The following is a 9471-nucleotide window of genomic DNA, read 5'->3' on the forward strand; positions in this document are numbered from 1 at the left end:
CGCTCGGGGTGCGCGGCGAGGTGCCGGCGCAGTGCGCGCACGCCGCGGGCGTACGCGCGCTCGATCCCGCGGGTCCGCAGCGGCAGGCCGGGCGGCCGCGCGGTGCCGTCGGCGTCGCGCAGGCCGTGCGCGGACACCCACAGGGCCTGCACGGCTCCGCCGTCGAGCGACGCGACGAGCTCGTCCCGGACGCCGAGCCACGTGCGGAGGGCGGTCGTCGCGGCGGGCGAGAGCTCGAGCGCCCGGCCGTCGCTCGGGGCGCGCAGCGTGCGGGTCTCGAGCGTGAGGTCCCGCACGTCCATCGCGGCCAGGGCCGTGGGGCCGACGGGGTCGGCGGCCATGACGGCGAGCATGGCCAGGAGGCGGGCGCGAGTCGCCGTGGGCCGCGGTCGGTGGCCCTCGAAGGCGCGCAGGAGGTCCTCGACAGGCCGGCGCTCGATGACCGTGCGGAGCTGCGGGGTTCCGTGGGTGTGGTCGGGCGGGGGCAGGCCGACGTCGGCGGCGAGGGCCCGCAGCGCGGCGACGCGGGCACGAGCCGCGGCGGGAGACCGCCCCGCGGTGGGCCGCTCGGGGTCGGTGAGCCCGCCGTCCGCCGCCCACGGCAGGTACCAGCCGAGGAACGCGGGGGACAGCAGCTCCGCGACGTCGACGCGTCGCTCGGCGGCATCGAGGGTGTCGGGCGCGGTGGCCGCGACGTCGTGGGGGAGCGGGGAGTGGCCGTGCACGCCGGCCAGAGCGGCGGCGGTGAGCGCGTGCCGGAGCGCCCAGCGGCGCTGGCGGTGGAGAGATCGCGACGCCCCGGCGTCCACGAGCCGTTCGAGGTGCCGGTCGACGGCGTCGGTCGCACGCATGAGTGATGATAACAGGCCATCGCGACGCAGTGCGGCCCCCACCCCCGCAGGGGAACCTCGCAATCGGGGTCCCACCCTCGGCGTCGTGGAGCCCTGACACACGGCTCCAGCAGGGCGGCGAGCGAGGGTGTCGGAACGAGCGCCTAGGCTCGACGGCATGGCCGATCCCGCCACGTACCGCCCCGCGCCGGGGGAGCTGCCGGACTCCCCGGGCGTCTACCGCTTCCGCGACGAGCACGGTCGCGTCATCTACGTCGGCAAGGCCAAGAGCCTGCGTTCCCGCCTGTCGAGCTACTTCCAGGACGTGCACAACCTGCACCCGCGGACGCAGCAGATGGTCACCACCGCGTCGTCCGTCGAGTGGACCGTCGTGCCGACCGAGGTCGCGGCGCTCGCGCTCGAGTACACGTGGATCAAGGAGTTCGACCCGCGGTTCAACGTGAAGTACCGGGACGACAAGTCGTACCCGTACCTCGCGGTCACCATGGCGGACCAGTTCCCGCGGGTGCAGGTCATGCGCGGCGCCAAGCGCAAGGGCACGCGTTACTTCGGCCCGTACGCGCACGCGTGGGCGATCCGGGAGACGGTCGACCTCTTGCTGCGCGTCTTCCCGGTGCGCACGTGCTCGGCGGGCGTCTTCAAGCGCGCCGCCCAGCAGGGACGGCCGTGCCTGCTGGGCTACATCGACAAGTGCTCCGCACCCTGCGTGGGGCGCATCTCGCCCGACGACCACCACGCGCTCGCGCAGGACTTCTGCGACTTCATGGCGGGGGACACCGCGAAGTTCACCAGGCGGCTGACGGCCCGCATGAAGGAGGCCGCCGCGGAGCTCGACTACGAGCAGGCGGCGCGGCTCCGCGACGACATCGCGACGCTGGAGAAGGCGACCGAGCGCAACGCCGTCGTCCTCAAGGACGGCACCGACGCGGACATCTTCGCCCTGGCCGGCGACGAGCTCGAGGCCGCCGTCCAGGTGTTCCACGTCCGCGACGGGCGCATCCGCGGCCAGCGCGGCTGGGTGGTCGAGAAGGTCGAGGACGTCACCGACGCCGAGCTCGTGGAGCACCTGCTGCAGCAGGTGTACGGCACCGAGGAGGACACGGGCACGGCCTCGGTGCCGCGCGAGGTCCTGGTCCCGGTGCTGCCGCCCGACGTCGAGCAGGTGCAGGACTGGCTGTCCGGCATGCGCGGGTCCCGCGTGCAGGTCCGCATCCCGCAGCGGGGAGACAAGCGCGAGCTCGCGGCCACCGTGCTGCGGAACGCCGAGCACGCGCTGGTGCTGCACCGGACGCGCCGGGCGGGCGACCTCACGACGCGCAGCCAGGCGCTGCGCGAGATCCAGGAGGCCCTCGACCTGGCGTCGGCGCCACTGCGGATCGAGTGCTTCGACGTGTCGCACAACCAGGGCACGTTCCAGTCCGCGTCGATGGTCGTGTTCGAGGACGGGCTCGCGCGCAAGAGCGAGTACCGCCTGTTCAACCTCCGCGGTCCGGACGGTGACGGCGCGCGCGACGACACGGCCGCGATGCACGAGGTCATCACGCGCCGGTTCCGCCGCTACCTCGCGGAGCGCTCCAACGCGGGCGACGTCGAGCTGGGGCTGGGGGAGGACGACGACGAGCCGCGTCGCTCGGGGCCGGTCGACGAGACGACGGGCCGCCCGCAGCGGTTCGCCTACCCGCCCAACCTGATCGTCGTCGACGGCGGGCAGCCGCAGGTCGCCGCCGCCGCTGCCGCGATGGCCGAGCTCGGCATCGATGACGTCGCGCTCTGCGGCCTCGCGAAGCGCCTCGAGGAGGTGTGGCTGCCCGGCGAGGACTACCCCGTGATCCTCCAGCGGTCCTCGGAGGGCCTGTACCTGCTCCAGCGGCTCCGTGACGAGGCGCACCGGTTCGCGATCACCGCGCACCGCCGTCGTCGCTCCAAGGGCATGACGGTCTCCGTCCTCGACGACGTGCCCGGGCTCGGCCCCGCGCGACGGGCGGCGCTGCTGCGCCACTTCGGCAGTGTCAAGCGCCTGCGGGCGGCGTCGGTCGAGGAGATCGCGAGCGTCCAGGGCATGGGCGAGCGGACCGCAGCGGCGGTCGTGGCGGCCCTGGCGGGCGACGCCGCGCAGACGGGAGCACAGGGCGGGACCGTCGTCGTCCCGGCCGCCCCGGGCCTCGCGGCCGACGCGTCGACGGTCGACGCGCCGGCCGACGCGAGCCCCGCGTCGGCCGAGGAGGCGTCCGGGTTTGGCATGCTGAGGTCATGACCGACGAGCCGTCGCCGATCACCGTCCCTGCCGGCATCCCGGCGCTCGAGGCAGCGGCGGAGGGGCCGCGCCTCGAGGCACCGCAGCTCCTCATCATCACGGGCATGTCCGGCGCCGGCCGGACACGTGCCGCCGCGGTCCTCGAGGACCTCGACTGGTACGTCGTCGACAACCTCCCGGCGCAGATGCTCACGCACCTCGTCGGCATGCTGACGAGCGGCCCGACGGGCCAGCGTGCCCAGCGGCTCGCCGCGGTGGTCGACGTGCGCGGGCGCGAGTTCTTCGCCGACGTCCGGGAGGTCCTCGACGGCCTGCGGGCCGCCGGTGTCGACCACCGGATCCTGTTCCTCGACGCGTCCGACGAGGTGCTCGTCCGCCGGTACGAGCAGGTCCGGCGGCCGCACCCGCTCCAGGGCGAGGGTCGGATCCTCGACGGCATCGCCGCCGAGCGCGCGGTCCTCGGGGACCTCCGCGAGCGTGCGGACACCGTGATCGACACCTCCGAGCTCAACGTGCACGACCTCGCACGCGAGGTCCGTTCGGTCGTCGTCGGCTCGACGGCGGACGTCCTGCGCGTCTCGGTGCTGTCGTTCGGGTTCAAGTACGGGATCCCGCTCGACGCGGACCACGTGGTCGACGTGCGGTTCCTCGCCAACCCGTACTGGGTCACGGAGCTGCGCCACCTGACCGGCCGGGACGCACCCGTACGTGACTACGTCCTCGGGCTCCCCGGTGCCGTGCAGTTCGTCGACCGGTACGTCGACGCGCTCGAGCCGGTGCTCGCGGGGTACCTCAACGAGGAGAAGCGCTACGTGACGATCGCGGTCGGCTGCACGGGCGGCAAGCATCGCTCGGTGGCGATCAGCGAGGCGGTCGCGGCACGCCTGCGCGAGCGGGGTCACCAGGTCGCCGTGTCGGCGCGGGACCTCGGCAAGGAATGAGCGTCCCGCCGTCCCAGCGTGCCGCCCGCGGGTCCGGTCCGGCCGTCGTCGCGCTCGGCGGCGGGCACGGGCTCTCCGCGACGCTGTCGGCGCTGCGGCTCATGACCGACCGCATCACCGCGGTCGTGACCGTCGCGGACGACGGGGGCTCGTCGGGGCGCCTGCGCGACGAGCTCGGCGTCCTGCCGCCGGGCGACCTGCGGATGGCGCTGGCCGCCCTGTGCGACGACTCCGAGTGGGGCCGGACGTGGCGCGACGTGCTCCAGCACCGGTTCGCGTCGCAGGGCCCGCTCGACCGGCACGCGGTCGGGAACCTGCTGATCGTCGCGCTGTGGGAGCTGCTCGACGACACCGTCGAGGGGCTCGACTGGGTCGGACGGCTGCTCGGGGCGCGCGGCCGGGTGCTGCCCATGGCGGCGGTCCCGCTGCAGATCGAGGCCGACGTCGTCCACGCCGACGGGACGGCGGACCGTGTGCGCGGCCAGGTGTCCGTCGCGACGACGGGCGGCCGCATCGAGCACCTGCGGCTCGAGCCGACCGACCCGCCCGCGTGCCCGGAGGCGGTCGCGGCGATCGAGGAGGCCGACTGGGTCGTCCTCGGCCCGGGCTCCTGGTACACGTCCGTGATGCCGCACCTCCTCGTCCCCGGGCTGCGGGACGCCCTGCAGCGGACCCAGGCGCGCACCATCGTCACGCTCAACCTGTCGCCCGAATCGGGGGAGACGGAGGGCATGCGCGCCGAGGAGCACCTCGAGGCGCTGCACGCGCACGCGCCCGGGCTCCGGGTGGACGCCGTGGTCGCGGACCCCGGGGCGGTCGACGACGTCGACGTGCTCAGCGACACGACCGAACGGCTCGGTGCGCAGCTGCTGCTGCGTCAGGTGGGACGCGGCGACGGCACGCCCATGCACGACCCCCTGCGCCTCGCGGCGGCCTTCCGGGACGTCGTCGAGGGCTTCCTCGGGGACGTCGGCACACGTGCGGGCGGCGCGGGCTGACCTCCCGGACCGGACCCGGACGCTCGTCCCAGATGGCAGGATGACGCCATGGCGTTGACGGCACAGGTCAAGGACGAGCTCGCGCGTCTGAAGGTGGACCGCACGTCCGTCCGCAAGGCCGAGGTCTCGGCGACGCTGCGGTTCGCGGGCGGGCTGCACATCATCTCGGGGCGGATCGTGATCGAGGCGGAGCTCGACACGGGCATCGCCGCACGGCGGCTGCGGCAGGCGATCTCCGAGGTCTACGGGCACGAGAGCGACATCATCGTCGTCTCGGGGGGCGGTCTCCGCCGGGGGAGCCGGTACGTGGTGCGCGTCGTCAAGGACGGCGAGTCGCTGGCCCGGCAGACGGGTCTGCTCGACAACCGCGGCCGCCCCGTGCGGGGTCTGCCGCCGCAGGTCGTGTCGGCGGGCGTCGCGGAGGCGGAGGCCGCGTGGCGCGGTGCGTTCCTCGCGCACGGCTCGCTCACGGAGCCCGGCCGGTCGTCGGCCCTCGAGGTGACGTGCCCCGGCCCGGAGGCCGCGCTCGCGCTCGTCGGTGCGGCACGTCGGCTCAGCGTCGCGGCGAAGGCGCGTGAGGTCCGCGGCGTCGACCGCGTGGTGATCCGCGACGGCGACGCGATCTCGGCGATGCTCGCCCGCCTGGGCGCGCACGAGACGATGCTGGTGTGGGAGGAGCGGCGCGTGCGCCGCGAGGTGCGCGGCACCGCCAACCGGCTCGCGAACTTCGACGACGCGAACCTGCGTCGCTCCGCGCGTGCCGCGGTCGCCGCCGGCGCCCGCGTCGAGCGCGCGTTCGAGATCCTCGGCGACGACCTGCCCGAGCACCTGCGCGAGGCCGGGGAGCTGCGCCTCGCGCACAAGGAGGCGTCGCTCGAGGAGCTCGGCAAGCTCGCCGAGCCGGCGCTCACCAAGGACGCCGTCGCGGGCCGGATCCGACGTCTGCTCGCGACGGCCGACAAGCGCGCCCAGGAGCTCGGGATCCCGGACACCGAGGCGGGGCTGAGCCCCGACCTGCTCGACCTCTGACGCGGTCCGTGGGCTGACCTGCGCGGACCCGCGCGCAGGCACCCGGACGGGTGTCCACCCTGGGACCTCCGACCCCCGTGGCCTCCGTCACGGGTATAGGGTTGCGTCATCCGATCGTCACACGACCGTCACGTGCTGCGCATGAGTCGGTCGAGGGCGAGCGGAACGCACATCGGCGTGCGTTGACCCCAACACCCATTGTGTGCGCCGACCTCGTCGGCGCTGCCGAGGAGGGCAAGTGACCATCAAGGTCGGCATCAACGGCTTCGGTCGTATCGGTCGCAACTTCTACCGGGCCATCGTCGCGTCGGGCGCGGACATCGAGATCGTCGGTGTCAACGACCTGACGGACAACAAGACGCTCGCCCACCTGCTCAAGTACGACACGGTCCTCGGCCGCTTCCCGCTGAGCGTGGAGTTCGACGACGAGAACATCATCGTCGACGGCAAGAAGATCCGCGCCCTCGAGGAGCGCGACCCGGCGAACCTCCCCTGGGCGGAGCTCGGCGCGGACATCGTCATCGAGTCGACCGGCTTCTTCACGGACGCCACCAAGGCGAAGGCGCACATCGACGCCGGTGCCAAGAAGGTCATCATCTCCGCCCCGGCGAAGAACGAGGACGGCACCTTCGTCGTCGGCGTGAACCACGAGCAGTACGACGCCGCGACGCAGCACATCATCTCGAACGCGTCGTGCACCACGAACTGCCTCGCCCCCGTCGCGAAGGCCCTCAACGACGCCATCGGCATCGAGCGCGGCCTCATGACGACGATCCACGCCTACACGGGTGACCAGAACCTGCAGGACGGCCCCCACCGCGACCTCCGTCGCGCCCGCGCCGCCGCGCAGAACATCGTCCCCACCTCGACCGGTGCGGCCAAGGCCGTCGCCCTCGTGCTCCCCGAGCTCAAGGGCAAGCTCGACGGCTTCGCGCTCCGCGTGCCGACGATCACCGGCTCGGCCACGGACCTGACCTTCACCGCCTCGCGCGAGGTCACGGTCGACGAGGTCAACGCCGCGGTCAAGGCTGCCGCCGAGGGCCCGCTCAAGGGTGTCCTGGAGTACGTCGAGGACGAGATCGTCTCGAGCGACATCGTCACGAACCCGCACCAGAGCATCTTCGACTCGAAGCTCACGAAGGTGATCGGCGACCAGGTCAAGATCATCGCCTGGTACGACAACGAGTGGGGCTACTCCAACTCGCTCGTCACCCTCACGCAGTACGTGGGCGACCGTCTCTGACGAACCCCGCTCAGCACACGTCATGCGTCCGCGTGCGCCCCGGCCACGGCCTCGGCGCACGCGGACGCTGTCGTGTGAGCACCCCTCGGACCCCCGACCGACGTGAGCCGGCCGGTTCTGCAAGGTAGGAGACCATGAAGACCATCGAGGACCTCGGCGACCTGCGCGGCAAGCGCGTGCTCGTCCGCTCCGACTTCAACGTGCCGCTCGACGGCACGACGATCACCGACGACGGCCGCGTCCGCGCGGCCCTGCCGACGCTGCAGGCCCTGCTCGGCGCCGGCGCGCGCGTCGTCGTGACCGCGCACCTCGGCCGCCCGAAGGGCGCCCCGGAGGACAAGTACTCGCTCGCGCCCGTCGCCGCGCGCCTCGGCGAGCTGCTCGGCCAGCCGGTCGCGCTCGCGAAGGACACCGTGGGCGAGTCCGCCCGCGAGACCGTCGCCGCGCTCGAGGACGGCCAGATCGCGCTGCTCGAGAACATCCGCTTCGACGCACGCGAGACGTCCAAGGTCGACGAGGAGCGCGCGTCGCTCGCCGACGACCTCGCCGCCCTCGCCGACGTGTACGTGTCGGACGGCTTCGGCGTCGTGCACCGCAAGCAGGCGTCGGTCTACGACGTCGCCCTCAAGCTCCCGCACGCGGTGGGCAAGCTCGTGCTCAACGAGGTCGAGTCGCTCAAGAAGGCGACCGAGAACCCCGAGCGCCCCTACGTCGTCGTGCTCGGCGGCTCCAAGGTCTCCGACAAGCTCGGCGTCATCTCGAACCTCCTGACCAAGGCGGACCGCCTCGTCATCGGCGGCGGCATGCTCTTCACGTTCCTCGCCGCCAAGGGCTACTCGGTCGGCAACTCGCTGCTCGAGGCGGACCAGATCGACACGGTCAAGGGCTACCTCGCGCAGGCGCAGGACGCCGGCGTCGAGATCGTGCTCCCGGTCGACATCCGTGTCGCCGACGAGTTCAAGGCCGACTCCCCGTCGTCCGTCGTCGCGGCCGACGCCATCCCGGACGGCAAGATCGGCCTCGACATCGGCCCCGAGTCGGAGCAGCTGTTCGCGTCGAAGATCGTCGATGCCAAGACGGTCGTCTGGAACGGCCCCGCGGGCGTGTTCGAGTTCGAGGCGTTCGCCGGCGGCACGCGCGCCGTCGCGCAGGCCCTGGTCGACGCGGGCGCGAACGGTGCCTTCACGATCGTCGGCGGCGGCGACTCCGCCGCGGCCGTGCGCACGCTCGGCTTCGACGAGGCGGGCTTCGGCCACATCTCGACGGGCGGCGGCGCCAGCCTGGAGTTCCTCGAGGGCAAGACCCTCCCCGGTATCGCTGTCCTGGAGGACTGAGCATGACGCAGCGCACCCCGCTGATGGCGGGCAACTGGAAGATGAACCTGGACCACCACCAGGCGACGCACACGCTGCAGAAGCTCGCGTGGACGCTCAAGGACGCCAAGCACGACTACGCCACGGTCGAGGTCGCGGTCATCCCGCCGTTCACCGACCTGCGCAGCGTCCAGACGCTCGTCGACGCCGACAAGCTGCAGATCGCCTACGGCGCGCAGGACCTGTCGGCGCACGAGTCCGGTGCGTACACCGGCGAGATCTCGCCGCTGTTCCTCACCAAGCTCGGCGTGACCTACGCGCTCGTCGGCCACTCGGAGCGGCGCGAGTACCACGCCGAGTCGGACCAGCTGATCAACGCGAAGGTCAAGTCGTCGCTCAAGGCCGGCCTCGTGCCGATCCTCTGCGTCGGCGAGGACCTCGAGACGCGTCGTGCCGCCGCGCACGTGCAGCACACGCTGCTGCAGCTCGAGGCCGCGCTGGCCGACGTCACGGCCGAGCAGGTCCGCACGCTCGTCATCGCGTACGAGCCCGTCTGGGCCATCGGCACGGGCGAGACGGCGACCCCCGAGGACGCCCAGGAGATGTCCGAGGCGATCCGCGGCCGGGTCGCGGAGCTGTACGACGCCGAGACGGCCCAGGCCGTGCGCGTCCTCTACGGGGGCTCCGTGAAGTCGTCCAACGTCGCGTCGATCATGGCGAAGCCCGACGTCGACGGCGCCCTCGTGGGCGGCGCGAGCCTCGACCCCGAGGAGTTCGCCAAGATCGTGCGCTTCCAGTCGCACGAGGTCGGGCTCTGACCTGACAGGCACCGGGGCCCCCGG

General features: G+C 72.9%; 8 protein-coding genes. 7 read left to right on the forward strand and 1 reads right to left on the reverse strand.

Annotated elements, in window-relative coordinates; all coding sequences use genetic code 11:
* Nucleotides 1-851: hypothetical protein (locus CTKZ_RS16305; RefSeq protein ID WP_200829781.1), on the reverse strand; the 851-nt coding region annotated here is incomplete at its 3' end.
* A 157-nt stretch (nucleotides 852-1008) separates the two neighbouring features.
* Here CTKZ_RS16305 and uvrC point away from each other — a divergent pair.
* The 7 genes from uvrC to tpiA all read left to right on the forward strand — a co-directional run bounded on the left by uvrC (nucleotide 1009) and on the right by tpiA (nucleotide 9447).
* Nucleotides 1009-3105 carry an excinuclease ABC subunit UvrC gene (gene uvrC, locus CTKZ_RS16310; protein ID WP_124343932.1) on the forward strand — a complete coding sequence of 699 codons (2097 nt, stop codon included), beginning with the start codon at nucleotides 1009-1011 and terminating at the stop codon, nucleotides 3103-3105.
* Entirely contained in the window at nucleotides 3102-4046 is a 945-nt protein-coding gene (rapZ, locus tag CTKZ_RS16315; protein WP_124343933.1) for an RNase adapter RapZ, read from the forward strand. The genes uvrC and rapZ overlap by 4 nt, the downstream gene beginning before the upstream one ends.
* Complete coding sequence (locus CTKZ_RS16320) at nucleotides 4043-5044, forward strand: gluconeogenesis factor YvcK family protein (protein WP_124343934.1); 1002 nt, start codon at nucleotides 4043-4045, stop codon at nucleotides 5042-5044. The genes rapZ and CTKZ_RS16320 overlap by 4 nt, the downstream gene beginning before the upstream one ends.
* A gap of 48 nt (nucleotides 5045-5092) precedes the next feature.
* The gene (whiA, locus tag CTKZ_RS16325; protein ID WP_124343935.1) at nucleotides 5093-6073 is read left to right on the forward strand and encodes a DNA-binding protein WhiA; all 981 of its coding nucleotides are present in this window, start codon (nucleotides 5093-5095) and stop codon (nucleotides 6071-6073) included.
* A 238-nt stretch (nucleotides 6074-6311) separates the two neighbouring features.
* Nucleotides 6312-7316, forward strand: a complete 1005-nt coding sequence (gap, locus tag CTKZ_RS16330; protein ID WP_124343936.1) for a type I glyceraldehyde-3-phosphate dehydrogenase — start codon at nucleotides 6312-6314, stop codon at nucleotides 7314-7316.
* A 134-nt stretch (nucleotides 7317-7450) separates the two neighbouring features.
* On the forward strand, nucleotides 7451-8650 hold the full coding sequence (locus tag CTKZ_RS16335; RefSeq protein ID WP_124343937.1) for a phosphoglycerate kinase: 1200 nt from the start codon (nucleotides 7451-7453) through the stop codon (nucleotides 8648-8650).
* Between the two features lie 2 nt (nucleotides 8651-8652).
* Nucleotides 8653-9447: a triose-phosphate isomerase gene (gene tpiA / locus CTKZ_RS16340; RefSeq protein ID WP_124343938.1), complete on the forward strand. Its 795-nt coding sequence runs from the start codon at nucleotides 8653-8655 to the stop codon at nucleotides 9445-9447.
* Nucleotides 9448-9471: the final 24 nt, after the last annotated feature.

Origin of the sequence: Cellulomonas algicola, from assembly GCF_003851725.1 — a bacterium.
Lineage (GTDB): Bacteria > Actinomycetota > Actinomycetes > Actinomycetales > Cellulomonadaceae > Cellulomonas > Cellulomonas algicola.